This is a genomic window from Streptomyces sp. NPDC088733 (genome assembly GCF_044751185.1).
Taxonomy (GTDB): domain Bacteria; phylum Actinomycetota; class Actinomycetes; order Streptomycetales; family Streptomycetaceae; genus Actinacidiphila.
Map to the genome: position 1 here is coordinate 1 of NZ_JBIVLH010000006.1, position 20498 is coordinate 20498.

19 protein-coding genes are annotated in these 20498 nt (G+C 74.0%); 11 read left to right on the forward strand and 8 right to left on the reverse strand.

The features are described 5' to 3' along the window. Positions 1-199 precede the first annotated feature (199 nt). Both ACIP64_RS12710 and ACIP64_RS12715 read left to right on the forward strand, forming a co-directional pair. Positions 200-2341, forward strand: coding sequence for an acyltransferase family protein (locus ACIP64_RS12710; protein ID WP_401584781.1), 2142 nt, complete (start codon positions 200-202; stop codon positions 2339-2341). Between the two features lie 102 nt (positions 2342-2443). Continuing rightward, positions 2444-2833, forward strand: a complete 390-nt coding sequence (locus ACIP64_RS12715; protein WP_401584784.1) for a nuclear transport factor 2 family protein — start codon at positions 2444-2446, stop codon at positions 2831-2833. Here the strand turns inward: ACIP64_RS12715 and ACIP64_RS12720 are convergent. Continuing rightward, positions 2799-3653: a helix-turn-helix domain-containing protein gene (locus ACIP64_RS12720; protein ID WP_401584787.1), complete on the reverse strand. Its 855-nt coding sequence runs from the start codon at positions 3651-3653 to the stop codon at positions 2799-2801. The two genes, ACIP64_RS12715 and ACIP64_RS12720, sit on opposite strands and share 35 nt — an antisense overlap. Before the next feature lie 53 nt (positions 3654-3706). Between ACIP64_RS12720 and ACIP64_RS12725 the strand changes: the two genes are divergently transcribed. Further along, positions 3707-4708, forward strand: coding sequence for an aminoglycoside phosphotransferase family protein (locus ACIP64_RS12725; RefSeq protein WP_401584789.1), 1002 nt, complete (start codon positions 3707-3709; stop codon positions 4706-4708). On the opposite strand, the gene ACIP64_RS12730 is transcribed toward ACIP64_RS12725, so the two are convergent. From ACIP64_RS12730 to ACIP64_RS12745, 4 genes are all read right to left on the reverse strand, one after another. Then, complete coding sequence (locus ACIP64_RS12730; RefSeq protein ID WP_401584792.1) at positions 4689-5444, reverse strand: class I SAM-dependent methyltransferase; 756 nt, start codon at positions 5442-5444, stop codon at positions 4689-4691. The two genes, ACIP64_RS12725 and ACIP64_RS12730, sit on opposite strands and share 20 nt — an antisense overlap. Before the next feature lie 146 nt (positions 5445-5590). After that, entirely contained in the window at positions 5591-6418 is an 828-nt protein-coding gene (locus tag ACIP64_RS12735; RefSeq protein ID WP_401584795.1) for an aldo/keto reductase, read from the reverse strand. Positions 6419-6508: 90 nt separating this feature from the next. After that, the gene (locus ACIP64_RS12740; protein WP_401584798.1) at positions 6509-8341 is read right to left on the reverse strand and encodes an AMP-dependent synthetase/ligase; all 1833 of its coding nucleotides are present in this window, start codon (positions 8339-8341) and stop codon (positions 6509-6511) included. Between the two features lie 213 nt (positions 8342-8554). Beyond that, the gene (locus ACIP64_RS12745) at positions 8555-10087 is read right to left on the reverse strand and encodes an MFS transporter (protein ID WP_401584801.1); all 1533 of its coding nucleotides are present in this window, start codon (positions 10085-10087) and stop codon (positions 8555-8557) included. Positions 10088-10219: 132 nt separating this feature from the next. On the opposite strand from ACIP64_RS12745, the gene ACIP64_RS12750 reads away from it, so the two are divergent. Further along, on the forward strand, positions 10220-11200 hold the full coding sequence (locus ACIP64_RS12750; RefSeq protein WP_401584803.1) for an Lrp/AsnC family transcriptional regulator: 981 nt from the start codon (positions 10220-10222) through the stop codon (positions 11198-11200). Here ACIP64_RS12750 and ACIP64_RS12755 read toward each other — a convergent pair. Next, positions 11178-12056, reverse strand: coding sequence for a LysR substrate-binding domain-containing protein (locus ACIP64_RS12755; protein ID WP_401584805.1), 879 nt, complete (start codon positions 12054-12056; stop codon positions 11178-11180). The genes ACIP64_RS12750 and ACIP64_RS12755 overlap by 23 nt on opposite strands. Before the next feature lie 123 nt (positions 12057-12179). Here ACIP64_RS12755 and ACIP64_RS12760 point away from each other — a divergent pair, with 123 nt between their 5' ends. Then, positions 12180-13247, forward strand: coding sequence for a bile acid:sodium symporter family protein (locus ACIP64_RS12760; protein WP_401584807.1), 1068 nt, complete (start codon positions 12180-12182; stop codon positions 13245-13247). Between the two features lie 132 nt (positions 13248-13379). Continuing rightward, positions 13380-13958, forward strand: a complete 579-nt coding sequence (locus ACIP64_RS12765) for a suppressor of fused domain protein (RefSeq protein WP_401584810.1) — start codon at positions 13380-13382, stop codon at positions 13956-13958. A gap of 398 nt (positions 13959-14356) precedes the next feature. Here ACIP64_RS12765 and ACIP64_RS12770 read toward each other — a convergent pair whose 3' ends face one another. Continuing rightward, complete coding sequence (locus ACIP64_RS12770; protein ID WP_401584813.1) at positions 14357-15199, reverse strand: MBL fold metallo-hydrolase; 843 nt, start codon at positions 15197-15199, stop codon at positions 14357-14359. A 150-nt stretch (positions 15200-15349) separates the two neighbouring features. On the opposite strand from ACIP64_RS12770, the gene ACIP64_RS12775 reads away from it, so the two are divergent. Together ACIP64_RS12775 and ACIP64_RS12780 are read left to right on the forward strand one after the other, a co-directional pair. Next, positions 15350-15748: a VOC family protein gene (locus tag ACIP64_RS12775; protein ID WP_401584815.1), complete on the forward strand. Its 399-nt coding sequence runs from the start codon at positions 15350-15352 to the stop codon at positions 15746-15748. Beyond that, on the forward strand, positions 15748-16341 hold the full coding sequence (locus tag ACIP64_RS12780) for a histidine phosphatase family protein (protein WP_401584818.1): 594 nt from the start codon (positions 15748-15750) through the stop codon (positions 16339-16341). The genes ACIP64_RS12775 and ACIP64_RS12780 overlap by 1 nt, the downstream gene beginning before the upstream one ends. A gap of 12 nt (positions 16342-16353) precedes the next feature. On the opposite strand, the gene ACIP64_RS12785 is transcribed toward ACIP64_RS12780, so the two are convergent. Next, positions 16354-16728, reverse strand: coding sequence for a cupin domain-containing protein (locus ACIP64_RS12785; protein ID WP_401584821.1), 375 nt, complete (start codon positions 16726-16728; stop codon positions 16354-16356). Positions 16729-16817: 89 nt separating this feature from the next. Between ACIP64_RS12785 and ACIP64_RS12790 the strand changes: the two genes are divergently transcribed. The 3 genes from ACIP64_RS12790 to ACIP64_RS12800 all read left to right on the forward strand — a co-directional run bounded on the left by ACIP64_RS12790 (position 16818) and on the right by ACIP64_RS12800 (position 20345). Continuing rightward, the gene (locus ACIP64_RS12790) at positions 16818-17270 is read left to right on the forward strand and encodes a MarR family winged helix-turn-helix transcriptional regulator (protein ID WP_401584824.1); all 453 of its coding nucleotides are present in this window, start codon (positions 16818-16820) and stop codon (positions 17268-17270) included. Positions 17271-17313: 43 nt separating this feature from the next. After that, the gene (locus tag ACIP64_RS12795) at positions 17314-18303 is read left to right on the forward strand and encodes a nucleotidyl transferase AbiEii/AbiGii toxin family protein (protein WP_401584826.1); all 990 of its coding nucleotides are present in this window, start codon (positions 17314-17316) and stop codon (positions 18301-18303) included. Positions 18304-18407: 104 nt separating this feature from the next. After that, on the forward strand, positions 18408-20345 hold the full coding sequence (locus tag ACIP64_RS12800; protein WP_401585618.1) for a hypothetical protein: 1938 nt from the start codon (positions 18408-18410) through the stop codon (positions 20343-20345). The last annotated feature ends 153 nt before the right edge of the window (positions 20346-20498 follow it).

The window sequence follows — 20498 nt, forward strand, 5'->3', positions numbered from 1 at the left end:
TGGTGGGTGACCTGTTCCAGGTGGTGCCGCAGTTGACCGAGGAGGTCACTGCCCGCAAGGGCTGATCTTCGTTTCCCCGCGGGCGGCTCCCTCACGGCCCGCCGCGACGGAGCCCCGTGGCGCCACCCGGCACCACGGGGGCTCCGCACGTATGACCGGGGTCACAAGAACGCGCGCGCGGATCCGGACAGTACAGGGAGTGATATCGAGATCCCTCGCCGACCGCACGCCGCCCGTGCCACGCGCGGGCGGGCCGCTCGTGCCCGCGCCCCGCACCGCCGTCCCCGCGCCGCGCCCCGCCCGGGCGGGCAAGGGCCACGCGTGGCGTCCGGACATCCAGGGACTGCGCGCCGTCGCGGTCACGATGGTGGTCCTGGCGCACGCGCAAGTGCCGCACCTGGCGGGCGGCTACGCCGGCGTGGACGTCTTCTTCGTGATCTCCGGCTTCCTCATCACCACGCTCCTCCTGCGGGAAGTGCTCGCCACCGGCACCGTCTCCCTGCGCGCCTTCTACGCCCGGCGGGCGCTGCGCCTGCTGCCCGCTTCCACGATCGTCGTCCTCGCCACGGTCGCCGGCGCGTGGTTGTTCCTGTCGAAGATCCGCTTCGCCGAGTACGCCGGTGACGCGCTGGGCAGTTCGCTGTACGCGGTGAACTTCCGGCTGGCCGTCCACGGCACGGACTACTTCGCCCAGAGCGCCCCGCCCTCGCCCTTCCAGCACTTCTGGTCGCTCGCGGTGGAGGAGCAGTTCTACCTGCTGTGGCCGCTGCTCCTGCCCGCCGCCGCGCGCTTCACCCGGCGCCGGCGCGGGCTGGCCCTGCCGCTCGCCGCGCTCTGCCTGCTGTCGTTCGGGCTGAGCGTGTGGACGACGCGGAGCTCGCCCTCCTGGGCGTACTTCGGCTTCCACACCCGGGCCTGGGAGCTCGGCGCGGGGGCCCTGACCGCCCTGGCCGCGGTCCGGCTGCGCAGACTGCCCGCGCGGTGGGCGGCGCCGATGACGTGGGCGGGGCTGGCCGGTGTCCTGCTGTCCGCGGTGGTGTTCGACGCGGACACCCCCTTCCCGGGCCACCACGCCCTGCTGCCGGTGCTCGGTGCCGTACTCGTCCTGGCGGGCGGCTGCGCGCCGGCACCGCAGTGGGGTGCCCGCGCGCTGCTCGCCCGGCGGCCGCTGACATGGCTGGGCGGACTCTCGTACGGCTGGTACCTGTGGCACTGGCCGCTGCTGGTGATCGTCCCGGTGGCGCTGGGGGTACCCGCGGACCCGCTCCTCGGGGTCGGTCTGAGCGCCCTCGCCCTCCTGCCCGCGTGGCTGACGCTCCACCTGGTCGAGAACCGGGTGCGCTTCCACCCCGCGCTGCTCAGGCGCCCCGCTCGCGGGCTCGTGCTCGGCGCCGCGCTGACGACGGGCGCCGTGGCGACCGTCCTGGTCGCGTCTGCCTTCCCGCCCGCCGTCGACTCCGGCGCGCCCGCGGTCGCCCTGAGGCCCGCGCTCACCGCCGCCCCCGACCCGGGCGGGCGGCTCGCGGAGCTGCTGGACGGCGCGGCGACGAGCCTGCCCGGCAACCTGCGCCCGGCGCTGGCGGACATCACGTCCGCACGGTCGGCGGTCTACCAGGACGGCTGCCACGTCAACTACGCCAGTACCGCGGTGTCGCCGTGCGTGTACGGCGACACGTCCGCGGACCGCACCGTGGTCCTCTTCGGTGACTCCCACGCGGCGCAGTGGTTCCCCGCGCTGGACCGGCTGGCCAAGGCCCGCCACTGGAAGCTGGTCTCACTGACCAAGGCCTCCTGCAAGGTGGCCGAGGTGACCACCGTCAACGGGGGCGGCCCGTACCGCGCCTGCGACCAGTGGCGGGCCAAGGCCCTCGCCCGGATCCACGCCCTGCACCCGGCGCTGGTCGTCGCCTCCTCCTCCGACGCCGGTACTCCGGACCGGCGGACGGACGACCCGCTGCGGCAGTGGACCGCCGGCTTCGCGGCCACCTACCGCGCGCTCGCACGGGACGGCACCCGCGTCGTCGCCCTCCTCGACACCCCGTGGCCCCGGGCCGACGCGGTCGACTGCGCGGCCACCCGCCCCCTGCACCTCGAACGCTGCACCAACCACCTGCCCGGCGCGGTCCGCGACCCCCTCCGCGGGGCCGCGATCCGCGCGGCCGCCCGTACGACCGGCGGGACCGTCCTCGACCCCACCCGCTGGTTCTGCACGGACGCGGGCGCCTGCCCGGTCGTCGTGGGCGACGTCTTCGTCTACCGCGACGAGAGCCACATGGCCGACGCCTACGCCGAGGCCATCGCCCCCGTCCTCGGCGACCACCTGCCGCTACCTCCGAGGTAATCGACGCCTCCGCGCCGTCCCGGCAGGGTGGACGTACCGGCGGACGGGCCGCGCACTCCACCCCGTCCGCCGGGCCCACCACAACGAGCGGGAGGAAAAGGCATGGAGCAGAACCGGTACGAGACCGCGGTGGCCCGGTACTTCGAGGCATGGAACGCCGGAGGCCCCGGGAACGCGGAAGCACGGGCCAAGGCCGTGGCCGCCGCGTGGACGGAGGACGGCCGCTACACCGACCCGCTGGCCGACGCCACCGGCCACGAGGCCATCGACGCGCTCATCGGCGGCGTGGCGGAGCAGTTCCCCGGCCTGGTGTTCACCCTCACCGGCAGCGTGGACGGCCACCACGACATCGCCCGGTTCTCCTGGGAGCTGGGGCCGCAGGGCGCGCCCGCGGGAACCGCACCGGTGGCCGGGTCGGACGTGATCACACTGGCCGAGGACGGCCGGATCCGCTCGGTCAGCGGCTTCCTGGACCGGATTCCGCAGGGCTGACGGGCGGCGTTCCCGCCCTGAGGGCGGCGGCGGTCTCCGGGTCGGCGGGCAGGAACGTCTCGATCGCCAGCTCGGAGACCGTGATGTCCATGGGGGTGTTGAAGGTGGCGGCCGTCGAGAGGAACGACAGCTCCCGGCCCCCGTGGGCGACCCGCAGCGGCAGCGCCAAGGGGACGTGCGGGCCGTCCGGCGCGGGCGGGTCCGGGTGCGCGCCGTCCACCGGATAGGCCGCCAGCTCCTCGTGCAGCCGGCGCAGCGGCGCGTAGCCGCTCATCGTGATCTGGCGCTCGACGCGCTCCAGCAGATGGCCGCGCCACTCGCGGAAGTTGAGGATGCGCGGGGCGAGACCCTGCGGGTGCAGGGTGATCCGCAGGGCGTTCATCGGAGGCCGCAGCAGGTGCCCGGCGACACCGTCGAGGAGCAGGCCGACCCCGCGGTTGGCGGCCACGACGTCGTACATGCCGTCCAGGACCAGCGCCGGGTACGGGTCGTACGCGGCCAGCAGCCGGTCGAGGCCGTCCCGCAGCGGGCTCATGGCGGGGTCGCGCAGCGGCGTCTCGGGGAAGGAGGGAGCGTAACCAGCCGCCACCAGCAGGGCGTTGCGCTCCCGCACCGGTACGTCCAGGTGCTCCGCCAGCCGCAGCACCATGGCCTGGCTGGGACGCGAGCGGCCGGTCTCGATGAAGCTGATGTGCCGGGCCGAACTGTCGGCCCGCAGCGCGAGTTCCAGTTGGCTGATCCGGCGCCGTTCGCGCCAGCCGCGCAGCAGGGCGCCCACCCCCGCGACGGACGGGCCGGGGCCGGCGGTGGTCGTCGTCATGCGCCGACCGTAACGCAGGTGCGCGGCGCGGGCGGTCGTGCTGTGATGCGTTGATGGAGCGGGAACCGCGGATCGACATCGGCGAGCACGAGGGGCCGACGCCCTGGGCGGACCGGGCGTGGCGGCACGACGCCCTCGCCTGGGCGGAGCAGGCCATCACCGCCCGCGGTCTGCGACCGCGGGCGCGGGAGGAGTGGCTGGCCCGGCTGCGTCCCTGGTCGGTGGTCGTGCGCATCCCCACCGCCTCGGGGGAGACGGTGTGGTTCAAGGCGAACCCCCCGGGTTCCGCCTTCGAGCCCGCGCTGACCAGGGCCCTGCACGGGTGGGTGCCGGGCCGGGTGCTGGCGCCGCTGGCGGTGGACACCGGGCGCGCCTGGGCGCTGCTGCCGGACGGCGGGCCGCTGCTGGCCGGCACCGCGGACCGGCCGGGGGGCAGCCCCTACTACTGGGAGGCCCCGCTGCGCGCGTACGCCGCCCTGCAGCGGGCCACCGCGCACCGCGCGGAGGAGATGGCCGCACTGGGAGTGCCCGACCTGCGGCCCGCGCGGCTGCCGGAGCGGCTGGACGAGCTGATCCACCGCACCGACGCGCCCGCCGACGTCCGTGCCGTCCGCCCGCGGTTCGCGGACTGGTGCGCGGAACTCGACGGGTCCGGCATCGGCGCGGCACTCGACCACGCCGATCTCCACGACGACCAGGTCTTCCACCGCGGCGACGCCTATGTCTTCTTCGACTGGGGCGACGCGGCCCTCGCCCACCCCTTCACCAGCCTGCTCGTGACCGCCCGGATGGCGCACCGGCGGCACGGCGCGGACGGCCCGGAGGTGGTGGCCCGGCTGCGCGACCGCTACCTGGAATCCTGGGGCGGCGAGGGCCACGACCTGCCCGCGCTGCGCCGGCTGGCGAGCCTGGCCTGCCGGGTCGGCGCGGTCGGCCGCGCCCACACCTGGGGCCGGGTCTTCCCCGCCACGGGCTCCGGCACCGCCACCGGAACGGTGCCGGTCGAGCGGATGACGCTGTGGCTGAAGGAACTCCTCAACGAGCCGCCTCTGTAAGGGAATCCGGGCCCTTGGCGAGGGCGACCGGCCGGAAGACCGGATCGGGCCGAGGCCTGTCCTGGTCCGGCAGGGCCGCCGGCCGCCCGGCCGGTGAGGCGGCGTCCCCCGCGCCCAGCACGAGCGCGGTGGCGAAGTGGCCCGCGGCGATCCGTGCGGCGAGCTCGCGCGGGGTCCGGCCCTGTCCGTGGCCGGTGAAGCGGGCCTCCCCGGCGGGACGCAGGCCGTGCGCCGCGGCGTGCCGCAGGACCGGCCCCTCGGCGTCGTACGGCTCGCGCCGCCGGAAGGGTCCGAGCAGCGCGTCGATGTCGCTGCCCACGTCGTGCCCGGCGTCCTTGTCGACGGTGGTGACCAGCACCCCGCCGGGCCGCAGGACCCGCGCGCATTCCGCGACCACGTCCGTCGCGAACGGCAGCAGATGCAGCACCCAAAGCGTGGACACGGCGTCCAGCGACCCCGTCGCGAACGGCAGCCGGCGGACGTCGGCGACCATGATGCCCGGCCCTGCTCGGGCCCTGGCCATCCGTGCCATGGCGGTCGCGCCGTCCACCCCCGGCACCCGCAGCCCGGGACGTGCGTACCGCTGCGTCACCAGGCCCGTCCCGCACCCCGCGTCGAGCAGCGTGCGCGCCTGCCGTGGCACCAGCCCCAGCACCGCCTCGGCGGCGGCCCGGGCCCGCGGTGTCCCGCCCCGGGTGGCGTCGTACCGGGCGGCCTCCCTCTCGTGGTCCAGCATGACCGCAGGCCAGGCCGGTGCCTCAACCCCCTTCACGGCGCGGGGGGTTACCGAAGCCAGGGCGCTTGGGCGACTGCCGGGAACGGCAGAGGCGGCGGACCGGTCACCGGTCCGCCGCCCTTGTGCCGTGCGGGGCGAGGCCTATGTCAGTTGAAGACCATCGGGTCGGGGCCCAGGCGGCCGTCGTTGTCGAGGGCGTCGATGGCCGCCAGGTCCTCGGCGTCCAGCTCGAAGCCGAAGACGTCGATGTTCTCCTTGATCCGCGCGGGGGTCACGGACTTGGGGATGACCACGTTGCCGAGCTGGAGGTGCCAGCGCAGCACGATCTGGGCCGGGCTCTTGCCGTGCTTGGCGGCCAGCGCGGCGAGCGCGGGCTCGTCGAGCAGGCCGCGGCCCTGGCCGAGCGGCGACCAGGCCTCCGTGGCGATGCCGTGCGCCGCGCCGAAGGCGCGCAGCTCGGCCTGCGGCAGATTCGGGTGCAGCTCGATCTGGTTGACGGCGGGCGCGACGGTGCCCTCGTCGAGGACGTGCTGCAGCTGCGCGACGGGGAAGTTCGAGACGCCGATCGCCCGGGCCCGGCCGTCGGCGTGGATCTTCTCCAGGGCGCGCCAGGTCTCCAGGTACAGGCCGCGCGCGGGGCTCGGCCAGTGGATCAGGTAGAGGTCGACGTAGTCGAGGCCGAGCTTGTCCAGGGAGGCGTCGAAGGCGCGCAGCGCGTTGTCGTGGCCCAGATCGGTCTTCCACAGCTTGGTGGTGACGAACAGGTCCTCACGGGCGATGCCGGAGGCGGCGATGGCGCGGCCGGTGCCCTGCTCGTTGCGGTACAGCGCGGCGGTGTCGATGCTGCGGTAGCCGGCCTCCAGGGCCGTGGCGACCGCGACGGCCGCCTCGTCGTCCGGCACCTGCCAGACGCCGAAGCCGAGCTGGGGCATCGTGATGCCGTTGTTGAGGGTGATGTCGGGGACCGTGCTCACAGGCGGCTGATCCTTAGGTTCTCGTTCGGTATACACGTAACGTGGGTGCCAACGATCGCATCCCGGCAGGCATTCCCGCGACGTCCCCGGTCAGTGCCGGTACAGGGCCTCGATCTCCCGCGTGTACGTCTTCTCTATCGCCTTCCGCTTCAGCTTCAGCGACGGCGTGAGCAGCCCCTCCTCCTCGGAGAACTGGCCGGCCAGGATGCGGAAGGTACGGATCGACTCCGCCTGCGAGACGAGGGTGTTCGCGGCGACCACCGCCCGGCGGATCTCGGTCTCCAGGTCGGCGTCGTGGATCAGCCGGGCGATCGGCAGCTGCGGCTTGCCCCGCATCGTCAGCCAGTGCCCGACGCCCTCGGGGTCGAGGGTGAGGAGCGCGGCGATGAACGGACGGTCGTTGCCGACCACGACGCACTGCGACACCAGCGGATGGGACCGCACCCGGTCCTCCAGCACCACCGGGGAGACGGACTTGCCGCCGCTGGTGACCAGGATCTCCTTCTTCCGCCCGGTGATGGTCAGATAGCCGTCCTCGTCCAGCGCGCCGAGGTCGCCGGTGGCCAGCCAGCCGTCGTGCAGGACCTCCGCGGTGGCCTTGGGGTTGTTGAGGTACTCGGTGAACACCTGGCCTCCGTGCACCCACACCTCGCCGTCGTCGGCGATGTGCACGGAGGTGCCGGGGATGGGCAGCCCGACCGTGCCGAAACGTGTCTGCTCCGGGGGGTTGGCCACGGCGGCGGCCGTCGTCTCGGTCAGTCCGTACCCCTCGAAGATCCGCACGCCGGCGCCGTCGAAGAACAGCCCGAGCCGCCGGTCCATCGCCGACCCGCCGGAGAAGGCGTGCCGGACCTTGCCGCCGAGGGCCGCGCGCACCTTGCCGTAGACGAGCTTCTCGTACAGCTGGTGCTGCATCCGCAGTCCGGCGCTGGGGCCGGGGCCGGTGCCGAAGGCGCGCGCCTCGGTGGCCTCCGCGTGCCGTACGGCGATCTCGACGGCCTTCTCGAACGGCCCCAGTTTGCCGTTTGCCTCGGCTTTGCGGCGCGCGCCCTGGAAGACCTTCTCGAAGACGTACGGGACCGCGAGCACGAAGGTCGGCTTGAAGGAGGCCATCGCCGGCAGCAGTTCGGCGGCGGCCAGGTTCGGCTGGTGGCCCAGCCGCACCCGGGCACGCACCGCCGCGACCTCCACCATGCGGCCGAAGACGTGGGCGAGCGGGAGGAAGAGCAGGGTCGAGGCCTCGTCGCCGGGCCGGGAGTGGAAGACCGGCTCGTACTTGGCGATGACGTTGTCGGCCTCGGCCATGAAGTTGGCGTGGGTGATCACGCAGCCCTTGGGGCGGCCGGTGGTGCCCGAGGTGTAGATGACGGTGGCCGGGCCGTCCGGGGTGACGGCCATGCGGTGCCGGTGGACCAGGTCGTCGTCGACGTCGGCGCCGTCCCGGGCCAGTTCGGTGAGCGCGTCGGAGTCCAGCTGCCACAGCCGGGCCAGCCGGGGGAGTTCGTCGACGACCGCGCCGATGGTCATCGCATGGTCCTCGTGCTCCACGACGCAGGCCACCGCGCCCGAGTCCTGCAGCATCCAGCGCACCTGCTCGGAGGAGGACGTCGGGTAGATCGGCACCGGCTGGGCGCCGATCGTCCACAGCGCGTAGTCCAGCACGGTCCACTCGTAGCGGGTGCGGGACATCAGGCCGACCCGGTCGCCGAAGCGGATGCCGTGCGCCAGCAGGCCCTTGGCCACGGCGAGGACCTCGTCCCGGAAGCGGGCGGCGGTGACGTCCTCCCACTCGGCGCCCTCGGGACCGGTCCGGCGGCCGAGCACGACACGGTCCGGCTCCTCCGCGGCGGCGGCGAACACGGAGTCCGCCAGACCGCCGACCTGGGGTGCCGTCACCAGTGGGGGAATGGTGAACTCGCGCAACGTCGCTCCTCGGCCGCTCGGGCGGTTGCAGAAGCTACCCGATGGCGCGGCGGGGCGGGAGGGGTGCGAAAACCGTGTGTGAGGGTCTGCGGAGAGGCCCTCACACGCCGGTGACGAGCGGATTCCCTGTTACCGCAAGGAACATGGGGCCGGGAGGGAGCGTCCGGACGGATCGGGCGCCGTCCGGATCTGCACCAAATCCCCGCGCGGGTATCACCCTCGCTCTACAGCGCCCACCGGCTCCGGAACGGGTCGTTCCGGTGCTGCCGCCTGCGGCTTCGACCGTACGAGGACAAGCACGACCGCGCCCGCGACCAGCCCCGCGATGCCGGCGGTCACGGCGGCCGCGTCGAGCCCCGCGGCGAAGGCGGCGTGCAGCGCGTGGTCGGCCGCCGGCCGCTGCGCCTCGGGCACCCGGGCCAGCAGTTCCCGTGCGCCGCCGCCCGCGAGCACCCGCGCGGTGGCGTGCGGGGCGGGGACGCCGGAGTCGCGCAGCGAGTCCTCCATCCGCCCGGTGAGCAGCGTGCCGAAGACGGCGACCGCCAGCGCGTAGCCGAGCTGGCGGAAGGTGTTGACCGCGCCGCCCGCCATGCCCGCGCGCCGCGGCGGTACGGAGGCCAGTGCCGCGCCCGCGATCGCCGGGTTGACCAGGCCCACGCCGAGGCCGGCCACCACCAGGCCCACGGTCAGCGAGGCCCAGCCGGAGCCCGCGTCCAGCACCGCCTGCGCCAGCGCCCCGGCGCCGATCAGCACCAGGCCGCCGCCGATCACCAGCCGGTACGGCGCCCCGTGCAGGAGCCGGCCGCCCACCGCCGAGGCCACGAACGCCGCCAGCGCCAGCGGGATCAGGACCAGGCCGCCGCGCACCGGGCTCAGCCCCAGCAGGGTCTGCAGCCACAGCGAGGTGTACGCCAGGACGCCGAACGCCGTACCGGCGAGGGCGAACGCGCCGACCATGACGGCGGTGAACGAGCGGTCCCGGAAGAGCGCGAGGTCCAGCATCGGGTGCGCGGACCGCCGTTCCACGAGCACGAAGACCACCAGGGCCGCCGCCGCGCAGGCGAACGTCGTCGCCGTGCGCGCCGAGGCCCAACCGGCCTCGTCCGCGCGGATCACCGCGAAGGTGGTGAGCCCGGCGAAAGCGGTGAAGGACGCGGTGCCCGGCCAGTCGATCCGCGCGCCGCCGTGGCCGCCCTTCGACTCGCCCACCACGCGCAGCGTGAGCGCGATGGTGACGACGCTCACCGGCAGGTTGACAAAGAAGATCCACCGCCAGTCCAGTCCCTGCGTCAGCAGGCCGCCCAGCACCGGGCCGAGCGCCGCCGCCGCGCCGCTGACCGCGCCCCACACGCCGAGCGCCACCGAGCGGTCGCGTCCCTGGTAGGCCGCGCCGATCAGCGAGATCGTGGTGGCGAACATCGCCGTCGCGCCCACACCCTGCACGGCGCGCATGGCCACGAGCCAGCCCGCCCCGGGTGCCAGGCCGCAGGCGAGCGACGCGGCGGCGAACAGCGCCGTCCCCACCACGTACATCCGGCGGCGCCCGATGACGTCCGCCGCCGAACCGGCGCCGAGCAGCAGGGCGGCCAGCGCCAGCGCGTATATGTCGATCATCCATTGGAGGTCGGACAGCGAGGCGTTCAGCGCGTCCGCGATGTCCGGGAGCGCGACGATCACGATCGTCACGTCGATCAGCAGCATGAAGGTGCCGAGACAGACCGCGACCAGCGGTCCCCACTTGCGCATGGATTTTCCCTTTTCCTTGACGTCCCCCGCGGTCCCTCGACGGGGACCCTCTTCCGTACCATCGCCAAGGACGGCCCGGTTCCTCCAGCCACGAGCCGTGATGCGCCGGATTCCGACATGAGGAGAGAAAAGATGGGGGATTCCCACATGCTCGACGAGCTCGACCTGCGCCTGGTGCACGCCTTGCAACTCGACGGACGGGCCCCCTTCAGCCGCCTCGCGGACGTGCTGGGCGTCTCCGACCAGACCGTGGCGCGCCGCTACCGTCGCCTGCACGCCGACTTCGGGATGCGCGTGCTGGCCCTGCCCGAGCAGGAACTGCTCGGCAGGACCCGCTGGGCGCTGCGGCTGCGCAGCACGCCGGAGGCGGCCGAGTCGCTCGCCAAGGCGCTGGCCCGGCGCGCGGACACGGCGTGGATCTCGCTGATGGCGGGCGGCACGGAGGTCATGTGCGTCACCCGCTCGCGCAGCCACGACGAGCACGACGCGCTGCTGCTGGGCCGGCTGCCGCGCACCCCGAGCATCGTGGAGATCGGCGCCCACAGCATCCTGCACACCTTCTACGGCGGCGCGCTGGGGTGGTTCGCCAAACGGGAGGCGCTCACCGCCCAGGAGGCCGATGCCCTGCGGCTGCCCCCGCCGGACCTGCCGGAACCCGGCACCGTCGTCCTCGACGCCGCCGACGAGGCCCTGTTCGCCGCCCTGGCGCGGGACGGGCGCGCCACCTACCCCGAACTGCACCGGGCCACCGGGCTGTCGGAGTCCGCCGTCAAGCGCCGGCTGGAGCAGTTGCGCGGCTCGGGCGTGCTCTACACCGACGTGCAGCTGGACACGGCGTGGATCGGCCACGGCACCCGGGCGGTGTTCTGGATCACCGCGGCCCCGGCGGAGCTCCACTCGGTCGGCACGGCGCTGGCCGCCCACCGGCAGACCGCTTTCGTCGCGGCGACCACCGGCTCGTCCAACATCGTCGCCATCGTCATCTGCCGGGACACCGCGGAGATGTACCGCTATCTGAGCGAGCAGGTCGGCGCGCTGGAGGGCGTCCGGCATGTGGAGACCGTGCCCTACCTGCGCCTGGTGAAGCAGATCACGACGGAAGGGATCCACTGAGGGACCCGCTGAGGGATCCGTCGAGGATCGCCGCCGCCAGCGCGTCCGCCGCCTCCCTGGCCGCGGGCCGCCGCGATCCGTGCAGCAGGACGAAGTCCACCCCGCCGAGGTCCGGCAGCCCCGCGCGGGACGGCACCCGCACCAGACCGGGCGGGAGGAGTCCCTCGGCGTGTGCCATCACCCCGAGACCCGCGCGGGCCGCGGCGACCAGCCCGCTCAGCGAGCCGCTGGTGCACGCGATCCGCCACGACCGGGCGTGCCGTTCCATGACCTCCAGCGCCCGGGCCCGGGTGATCGCCGGGGCGGGGTAGAGGATCAGCGGGACCGGCCGCCGCGCGTCGAGCCGGAACCGCTCCGCGGCCACCCACACCAGCCGGTCCCGCCACACCAGTTCACCGTGCGTGTCGCCGGCCGCGCGCTTGCCGAGCATCAGGTCCAGCCGTCCGGCGGCCAGCCGCCGGTGCAAGGTGGCCGACAGCTCGACCGTCAGCTCCAGGTCGACCTCGGGATGCTCGCGCCGGAACGCCTCCAGGATCTCCGGGAGCCGGGTCAGCACGAAGTCCTCCGACGCGCCCAGCCGCAGCCGCCCGCGCAACCGGGTGCCCGCGAACCAGCCCGCCGCCCGCTCGTTGGCCTCCAGGATCGTGCGCGCGAAGCCGAGCATGGCCTCGCCGTCCTCGGTCAGCTCCACGCTGTGCGTGTCGCGTGCGAAGAACTGCCGTCCCGCCTCCTCCTCCAGCTTCCGCACGTGCTGGCTCACGGTCGACTGGCGCAGGCCGAGCCGCCGGGCGGCCTGCGTGAAGCTCAGCGTCCCCGCGACCGTGACGAAGGTCCGCAGCTGCACCGGGTCGAACATGCCCCCAGACTAGCGATGTCCATCGCGAAACGTGATGACAGTCAGTGCGGTCAATGCCATTTACGATCGACCGCGCGGCGGGCAAACTGGCGAGGCCACGTCCGTGCACCGATGAGGAAGTCCATGCGCCGCCTGCGTTACCCGTCCTGGCTCCCCCTGGACCCCTACATCGCGGCGCTGCTCGGCACCGTACTGCTCGCGGCCCTGCTGCCCGCCCGGGGCGCGGGCGCCCATGTGGCGGGAGGGGCCTCCACCGCGGCCGTGGCGCTGCTCTTCTTCCTGTACGGGGTGCGGCTGTCCACCCGCGAGGCGATGGACGGGCTGCGCCACTGGCGGCTCCACACGACCGTACTGGCCTGCACGTTCGTCCTCTTCCCCGTCCTCGGCCTGGCGGCCCACGTCCTGGTGCCGTACCTGCTGACGCCGCAGCTGTGGACCGGACTGCTCTTCCTGTGCCTGGTGCCCTCCACCATCCAGTCCTCGATCGCCTTCACGTCCCTCGCGCGCGGCAACGTCGCCGCCGCCATCTGCGCGGGCTCCTTCTCCAGCCTCGCCGGTCTCGTGCTCACCCCGCTGCTCGCGGCGGTGCTGCTGGGCGGCAGCGGGGCGGGCTTCTCGATGGACTCGGTCCTCGGGATCGTGGTCCAGCTGCTCGTGCCCTTCGCCGCGGGACAGGTGCTGCGCCGCTGGATCGGCGGCTTCGTCCTGCGGCACAAGAAGGTGCTCGGCCTGGTCGACCGCGGCTCCATCCTGCTGGTCGTCTACGCCGCCTTCAGCGAGGGTGTGGTCGGCGGCATCTGGCACCTGGTGACGCCCCTGCGCCTGCTCGGGCTGCTGCTGTCGGAGGCCCTGCTGCTGGCCGCGATGCTCGCGCTGACCTCGTACGGGGCGCGGCGCCTCGGCTTCGGCCGGGCGGACCGGATCACCATCGTCTTCGCCGGGTCGAAGAAGAGCCTCGCCGCCGGACTGCCCATGGCGACCGTGCTGTTCGGCGCGCAGGCCGGCCTCGCGGTGCTCCCGCTGATGCTCTTCCACCAGATGCAGCTCATGGTCTGCGCGGTGATCGCCAAGCGCTGGGGACGCCAGGCGGAGGCGGCCGCGCCCGCGGCGGACACTGCGGCGGGCACGGTGCCCGTACGCGGCGTCCTGGTGCGCAGTTCCGCGCCGGCGCGCGGGGACGAGGCCCCCTGACGCGGCGCGTTCCCGGCCTCGGGACTGGTGGGCTCGCATGTCGAAGTCTCGTATGTGCGTCGCTGACGTCGGCAGCTCCATGACGCCGAGTGAGCCGTCCGAGGCGGTCAATCGCGGTGGGATGATCGCGCGGTGAGCGAGACGAGGGTGTCGGCCGCGGAGGCCGTTGAGGCACATGTCCGGGCGTTCTTCGAGGGCCACTCCGTGGATGTCGTCGATTGCGACCTCGGGCCGGAACGGCGAGAGGTGTTGCCTGATTTGCGGGTACTCGTTGTGGGGCCCGGTCCCCGCAGCGACAGCTGGGCCTATGTGACCGCCGGGTGCTGGGCCGTGATGGAGAAGGACGGTCACGGCCTTGAGTTCGTCATGACGGCCCACGTCCGCGACCAGCGGTTCATCGAGGTCATGGCGATGATCGCCTACTACCACTGCGGAGGGCATCAGCTCGACCTGGAGCACAGCCTGCCGATCGGTGAACCGTGGGTGCCGGGTTCAACCTGCGATCACCTGCTGATCAGCCTTCCCTATCTCCACGGACCCGACCTTGAACACTGTCCCGTTCCCGGGGGCCACGCGCGCATCCTGTGGAGCCTGCCCGTAACGACAGCTGAGATAGAGTTCCGCGGGCGTCACGGGCACGAGGCGTTGGAGAAGCTCTTCGACGAGGCGGGAATCGTCCCCACCGATCCTTTCAGAGCGTCGGTTGCCTGAGTGTTCGTCCTCCGGCGGTCACCGATCGTGGTCGCCAGGAGCGATCGGCTTCAGGTTCCGCCGGCATAGGTGACCAGCCGGGTGGCGGTCGTGTCGCGATAGCCGAGTGTCTTCGCGACGGCGGGGCCAGGGCCGGCAGGACCCGGCCGCGGGAGCGGGTGGAGGCGGCTGGAGATGCAGCGGTCCTCCTTGAAGACGACCGGGTCCTCGATCCCGGCCTCGGCCAGGGACGAGGTTCTGACGGTCGATCGACTGCCGGTCGGCTGAGCGCCCGCTCCCGGTCGCCCGCCCGCAACTGGCGGTGGAGCCTCCACGCGAAGAATCGCCGCCTCCGGCGGGGCCCCTGGCGAGCTGCGCCACCGCCGTGACGGTCAGGGCACGGCCGCGGCGTGCACGGCTCAGTCCTGCCGGCAGATCACGAAGCCGGGGTAGGGGTGGTTGCCCCGGCGCTCGCCGATCTCGTCGATCGCCCGCCGGATCTCGTGGAGCTGGCCGACCGTCATCTCCAGCGGCGGTTCGTCCGGCTGGTAGGTGGTGCGGATCGGGTAGTCCACACCTGGGTCGCGGCTCATCTCGATGTGGCAGCCCAGCACATGGCTGACCGGGCGCTCCGCGGCGAAGGCGATGAGCCGGTCGACGGTGCGGACGAAGGCGGCCCAGTCGGCGATGTACAGGCGGCCCGGGTAGACCGTGTCGCCGGTGAGCAGGAAGCCGGTGCGGGGGTCGTAGTAGGTGACCGAGGCCTCGTGGTGGCCGGGCGTCGCCAGGCACTCCAGGACGCGGCCGCCGAGGTCGATGCGGGCCACCGCGTCCGGGTCCGCGTCGAAGCCGAAGAACGGCCACGCGCCCTCGCGCCCGGCCGGGACGACGACGGTGTCCGGGCGGTCCGCGAACTGCCCGTCGCCCGCGACGTGGTCGCCGTGCGCGTGCGTGTGCAGCACCAGCAGCCCGTACCCGTCCCGCGGATGCCGCTCCCGCCAGGCGTCGACCAGCTCGTCCACGACCCGGCGCAGCGGGAAGAACGCGGCGGACTCGGTGGCCCCGGTGTCGATCAGCACCGCCCGCTCCTCGCCGAAGAGCAGGAAGAGGAAGGGCGCTTCGTAGTGGACCGCCTTGTTCTGCCGCAGCACGACGGTGTCCTCGGAGTACGCGAACACCTGGATGTCGGGGTCGGTGTTGTGCTTCGCGGACGGGGACCCGTGGATCCATCGCACGTCCAGGGGCTGTGTCGCGGGGGTCATCCGGCTCCTCGTTCCTCGGCGGCGTCGCGGTCCCGCCGGGCAGTGCCCGGCGAGCGGCAGCGTACGTGCCCCGTCCGCGGCGGTCGCGGTCCCCCCGGCCGGCCGGGCGCCGTTTTGTGCGACCGCCCGGTCGGGAGGGACACTGTCCCCGTGACCTCAGAGGGCTCGGCGGAACGGTTCCTGCACCACATCGGCGTCTTCGCCGCCGACCACGAGGCCAGTCGCGCCTTCTACACGGCCGCGTTGGCGGCCCTCGGCGTGTCCGTCGGCCACGAGGCGGACGGGGTCGTCGAGTACTGGCACCCGGACCGCGACACCCCGTCGCTCTCCCTCGAACGGGCGGACGGGCAGCCCACCCGAGGCGCCCACATCGCCTTCGCCGCGTCCGACCGGGCGGCCGTCGAGGCCTTCCACGCCGCCGCGGTCTCCGCCGGCGGCACCTCGCGGCACGCCCCGCGTCACTGGCCCGAGTACCGCGCGTACTGCGCTTTCGTCAGCGATCCGGACGGCAACAACATCGAAGCCGTCCACAAGGAGGTGGCTTCCTGATGGCCTCGCGCCTCGTGCTCGTGCGGCACGGACAGACCGAGTGGTCCAAGAGCGGCCAGCACACCGGCCGTACCGACATCCCGCTGACCGAGGAGGGGCGGGAGGCGGCGCGGCTGCTCGGCAAGCGCCTCGCCCGCGCCCCCTGGCACGACTTCCCGGGCGCCCGGGTCCGCACCAGCCCGCTCCAGCGCGCCCGCGAGACCTGCGAGCTGGCCGGGTTCGGCGACCGCGCGGAGTCCTGGGACGCGCTGCGCGAGTGGGACTACGGGGAGTACGAGGGCCGCACCTCGCCGGAGATCCGCGAGGAGCGGCCGGGCTGGGTGATCTGGCGGGACGGCGTCGTGGGCGGTGAGACCTCCTGGCAGGTCGCCAACCGCGCCGACGAGGTCGTGGCCTGGGCCAAGTCCGAGGACAGCGACGCCGTGGTCTTCGCGCACGGCCACTTCCTGCGCACCCTCGCCGCCCGCTGGCTGCGTCTGGACCCGATGCGGGGCATGGTGCTGAGCCTGGCGCCCGCGTCGCTCTCCGTCCTCGGCTGGGAGTACGGCGACCCCGCGATCACCCTGTGGAACGACACCGCGCACCTGCAGTGAGGCCCGGCCGCCTCAGCGTGCCCACGGCGGGCTGAGGCGCGAGCCGTCGGCAAGGGACGCCTCCAGCCCGGTGCTCGTGGTCACCCAGAGCACGGCGGGCTCGTCCGCCGGGTTCTCCAGGACCAGGGAGCATCCGGCGGGCGCGATGGCCACGTCGCCGGGGGAGAGGTCGTGGCGGTCCCCGTCCAGGGAGAGCCGAGGTGTGCCGCCGAGCACCAGGAAGACCTCCTCCCGGCTGATGACGTGCGCGGGTCCGGCGGTGCGCGGCGGCACCTCGCCGCGCCAGGCGCAGATCTCCCGGCTGCCGGTGGCGGTCGCGGCGTACGAGACGAAGCGGACGCCGTGCAGATCGTGCACATGGGCGTCGGAGGCACGGACGACGGGCATGGTGGACTCCTGTCGATATGGGCAAGCAGCTTGCGCAAGTGACTTGCTCATATGTTCAAGCTGCTTGCGCACTGTGTCAAGGTGATCCCATGAACGACGAGGAGGCCCTGGCCACGGCCCTGGGCGTCAACCTGCTCGCGGCGGCGGGCGCGCTTACCGCCGCCATCCACGACGGCGTCGTCGCCCGCGGCTACACCGACCTGCGCCCCGCCCACGGCTTCGCCTTCGCCCGCATGGCCGCGGGCGGTGCCACCGTCACCGAACTCGCCGCGCATCTCGGCGTGACCCGCCAGGCCGCCGGTCAGCTCGTCGACGAACTCGTCGCCAAGGGCTACGCCGAACGCCGCCCGCACCCCGACGACGCCCGTGCGCGGCTCGTCGTCCTCACCGGCCGGGGCCACGACTGCACCCGCGCCGCCGAGGCCGCCGCCGCCGACGCCGTCCGCCCCTGGACCGGCGTCCTCGGCCGCGACCGCCTGCGCGCCCTGGCCGAGGACCTGCACCGCGTCGCCCCGAACGGCCCGGTCCGGCCCACGTGGTAGCCGCGGCGGAGGCGGCACGCCGCACCGGCGGGGAGCCCGGCCGGTGAACGCCCGCGAGGAACGCGACCCCGCGGCCGCCGCGCACCGGGCCGTGCTCGACCATCTGCTCGGCCTGGTCGCCCGGTCCCCGCTCGGCGACCTGCTCGTGCTGCGCGGCAGCATGGTCATGCCCGCCTGGGTCGGCGCCGCCGCCCGCGAGCCGGCCGACCTCGACTGGATCGTGCCGCCCTCCCTGGCCGTGCCGGTCGATCCGCTCCACCCCCACCCGTACGTCGACGAGTTGGCGACCGTCCAGCAGTGGCCCGAGGCGGCCGACGGCGCGGCTGGCCCCGAGATATGGGCGGACGAGGAGTTCGGCACCGGCGGACTGCGGGCCCGCGTCCCGCCCGAAGGGCTGCGCTGGATCACCGATCCGGAACCCGACCCCTCCGACGGCCCGCCCGGCGAACTGCTGGAACTGGTGCGGAGGCACCCCGAAGCCGCCCCCGGCGTGCGGCTCGACGCGAACGGCGCCGGCCACGACGGCAACTGGACGTACACGGAGTACGACACTCCCGGCGTGCGCCTGGTCGTCCCCTGGCACGCCGACGGACTGCCCCCGGGCGAGGTGCGCCTCGACTTCGCCCGCGACGAACGGATGCCGGAGGCGCCGGTGCTGACCGCCGTGCCGCGCGGCGACGGCGGCCCCCCGGCGGTGGTGCGCACCGCGAGCCGCGAACTCTCCCTCGCCTGGAAGCTGCTGTGGCTCCAGGCCGATGCCGCGGCAGAAGGCCGCGCGCAGGGCAAGGACCTCTACGACGCGGTCCTCCTCGCCGAAGGGCCCGGCATCGCCCTCTCCCCGCGCCTGCTGCACCAGGTGATGCGCCGGGAGCCCGGCCACCCCGCCGCGCAACCGCGTCTCGCACGGGTCGCGCCGCACTCCGTCGACTGGGACGCCTTCCGCGCCGCCCACCCCCGGGTCGGCGGCACCGCCGCGCAATGGCTGGACCGCCTGGGACGGGCCCTGGACGCCATGCCGGACGCGGACGGCTGACACTCCCCTCCCGCGACCGGTCCGGCCCTACGCTGTCCTCGGGGCCGTCACCAACGGAACGAAGGGCCGGGACCACCGTGGCAGCAGCACCCGAGACCGACCCGGTGTACCTCACCTACCAGCGCGGCGCCCTCCACGACCTCCCGGACGCGCCGGATGCCTACGACACCGTGCTCGCGCGCGTCGCCGAGGAGGCGCTGGCGCGCATCACCGAGGACGGCAACCTGGAGCGCCCCGGCTGCGTGCTCGACGTCGGAGACACCTCACTGGGCGTCACCTCGCTGCTGGCGCTCGCCTTCCGGCGCTCCGGCGGCGCCCTGGAGCACCTTGCCGAACCGGTCCGGCGAAGCCTCGCGTTCCACCTGCGCGAACGCGTCTACGTGCACGACAACCCGGGCTACCCCAACCTGCGGGTCCGTGACTCCGCTGTGCCGTACGCCCGTTACTCCCTCGGCGACGGCGAGCACCCGCTCGGGGACTGGCCCAGCACCGTGTGGGCGCTGCTCCAGGCCGTCAACATCCTGGACGCCGCCGACGGGCTGCTCGACGCCGCCCACCGCGCCGCCCTCACCGAACTGGCCCGCGGCTACTGGCGCCGGCTCACCGAGATCACCTTCTTCAATCCCCAGGACGCGACCAACCAGGCCATCGGCTGCGTCGTCGGCGGCCTTATGCTCGCCCGCCACCTGCCCGCGGCGGCCGGTGCGGCCGTACGCGCCACCGCCATGCAGCTGTACGAACGCGAGGTGCGCGCCCGCCGCCTCCCCGACCGGGGCGCGCTGCTGCCCGCGGAGCACGGCGGCGCGTACGACAACAACTACGGCCCGATCTCGCTGTCCTTCCTCGCGCAGGCCCACCGCGTCAGTGGCGAGGAGGTCTTCGCCACGGACGGCGACGAGATCGCCCGCTACATCGACGCCCGCCTCTCCTCCGGCGGCTACGACGTCGGCGGCCCCCGCTACAGCGAGCAGCACTGCGGCTTCGAAGCCGTCCTGGGGCTGCGGTACTTCAGCCGCCGCGTGCGCGCCGACCTCGGCCGCTACCTCGGCGACACCCGCTGGGCACGGCACGCCGCCGGCCCCGACGGCGCGCTCGACGGGCACTTCGCCTTCATGCTGGTCTGGCAGACGCAGGACCCGCCGGGCTGGCACCGCGCCCCGCGCGAGGGCGCCGTGCGGCACCAGTTGCGCCGCGAGGGCGTCAGCGTCTCCTTCGACGACCGCCTGACGCCCGCCGTCGTCGAGGCGGGGCGCACGGTGCTGCTGCCCGCCGCCGTGAGCCGCCAGCACGGCATCGGCCCCGCCGAGGACGGCTTCCTGCTCACCCGGCCGTTCGGCCGGGTCCGCGTACGGGACGCGGCCGCCGGGCCCGGCCTCACGGCGAAACTGGTCACCAAGCCCGTGGTCACCAGGGACGGGGACCTGGTCCACACCCGGTCCCTGTACGTCACCGACGGCGTGCGCCTGTGGCTCGTCGTCGCCGTCGACCGCCGCCCCGGCGAGCCCTACCTGCTGGCCGGCCTCCCGTACGCCACCGCGCACGGCGACCGCCTCGCCAAACTCCGGCACGCCGCGGGCGTGGACTTCGCGGCGAAGGGCCTGCGGCACACCACCGACGGCGCGCTCGTCATCGGCGGCATGGCCGTCGCCGGCGCGGCCGGACTCCGCCTCACGACACCGGACTTCCCCGGGGCCGACGGCACCGCGTACTTCAACAGCCCCACCACGATCGGCCTCACCCAGGAGCAGGCCGCCTTCCGCCTCGCCGCCGACCCCCGCGGCTTCGGCAACCCGGACGAGGGCTGGCGCCACATCACCGCGACCACCGCCATCGAGGCCCCCGCCGTCCCGCAGGGCCCGGACGGCCTCCACCTGTTCGCCGTCCGCTACGGTCCGGCCGCCACGGCGGCGGAGCCGTTCGAGCCGTCCTTCGAGCCGGCCGGGGCCGATCTCGTCGTGCGGGCGGAGGAGTTCACGGCCGTCGTGGGTCCGCCGTCGGGCGACCACGCGGGCGAGCCGACGCTGCGCCTGCGGGGCCGCTGAGGCGGCGCTGCCGACAGGGCCCGGGCGGCCTGCACGTGTTTGCCGTCCGCTCCGGTCCGGCCGTGGAGCCGTTCGCCCTGCGGGTGGGGGAGTCCACGGCTGTCGCCGTGCCGACGGCGGGTCGGTCCCGGGCCGTCATGACGTTCCCCGCAG

What these genes read in the sequence shown, in the direction of transcription:
- ACIP64_RS12780 (WP_401584818.1), top strand. Translation starts at nt 15,748, where the DNA reads ATGGCCTCGCGCCTCGTGCTCGTGCGGCACGGACAGACCGAGTGGTCC.
- ACIP64_RS12745 (WP_401584801.1), bottom strand. Translation starts at nt 10,087, where the DNA reads ATGCGCAAGTGGGGACCGCTGGTCGCGGTCTGTCTCGGCACCTTCATG.
- ACIP64_RS12770 (WP_401584813.1), bottom strand. Translation starts at nt 15,199, where the DNA reads ATGACCCCCGCGACACAGCCCCTGGACGTGCGATGGATCCACGGGTCC.
- ACIP64_RS12730 (WP_401584792.1), bottom strand. Translation starts at nt 5,444, where the DNA reads ATGCTGGACCACGAGAGGGAGGCCGCCCGGTACGACGCCACCCGGGGC.
- ACIP64_RS12760 (WP_401584807.1), top strand. Translation starts at nt 12,180, where the DNA reads ATGCGCCGCCTGCGTTACCCGTCCTGGCTCCCCCTGGACCCCTACATC.
- ACIP64_RS12785 (WP_401584821.1), bottom strand. Translation starts at nt 16,728, where the DNA reads ATGCCCGTCGTCCGTGCCTCCGACGCCCATGTGCACGATCTGCACGGC.
- ACIP64_RS12715 (WP_401584784.1), top strand. Translation starts at nt 2,444, where the DNA reads ATGGAGCAGAACCGGTACGAGACCGCGGTGGCCCGGTACTTCGAGGCA.
- ACIP64_RS12725 (WP_401584789.1), top strand. Translation starts at nt 3,707, where the DNA reads ATGGAGCGGGAACCGCGGATCGACATCGGCGAGCACGAGGGGCCGACG.
- ACIP64_RS12720 (WP_401584787.1), bottom strand. Translation starts at nt 3,653, where the DNA reads ATGACGACGACCACCGCCGGCCCCGGCCCGTCCGTCGCGGGGGTGGGC.
- ACIP64_RS12750 (WP_401584803.1), top strand. Translation starts at nt 10,220, where the DNA reads ATGGGGGATTCCCACATGCTCGACGAGCTCGACCTGCGCCTGGTGCAC.
- ACIP64_RS12790 (WP_401584824.1), top strand. Translation starts at nt 16,818, where the DNA reads ATGAACGACGAGGAGGCCCTGGCCACGGCCCTGGGCGTCAACCTGCTC.
- ACIP64_RS12755 (WP_401584805.1), bottom strand. Translation starts at nt 12,056, where the DNA reads ATGTTCGACCCGGTGCAGCTGCGGACCTTCGTCACGGTCGCGGGGACG.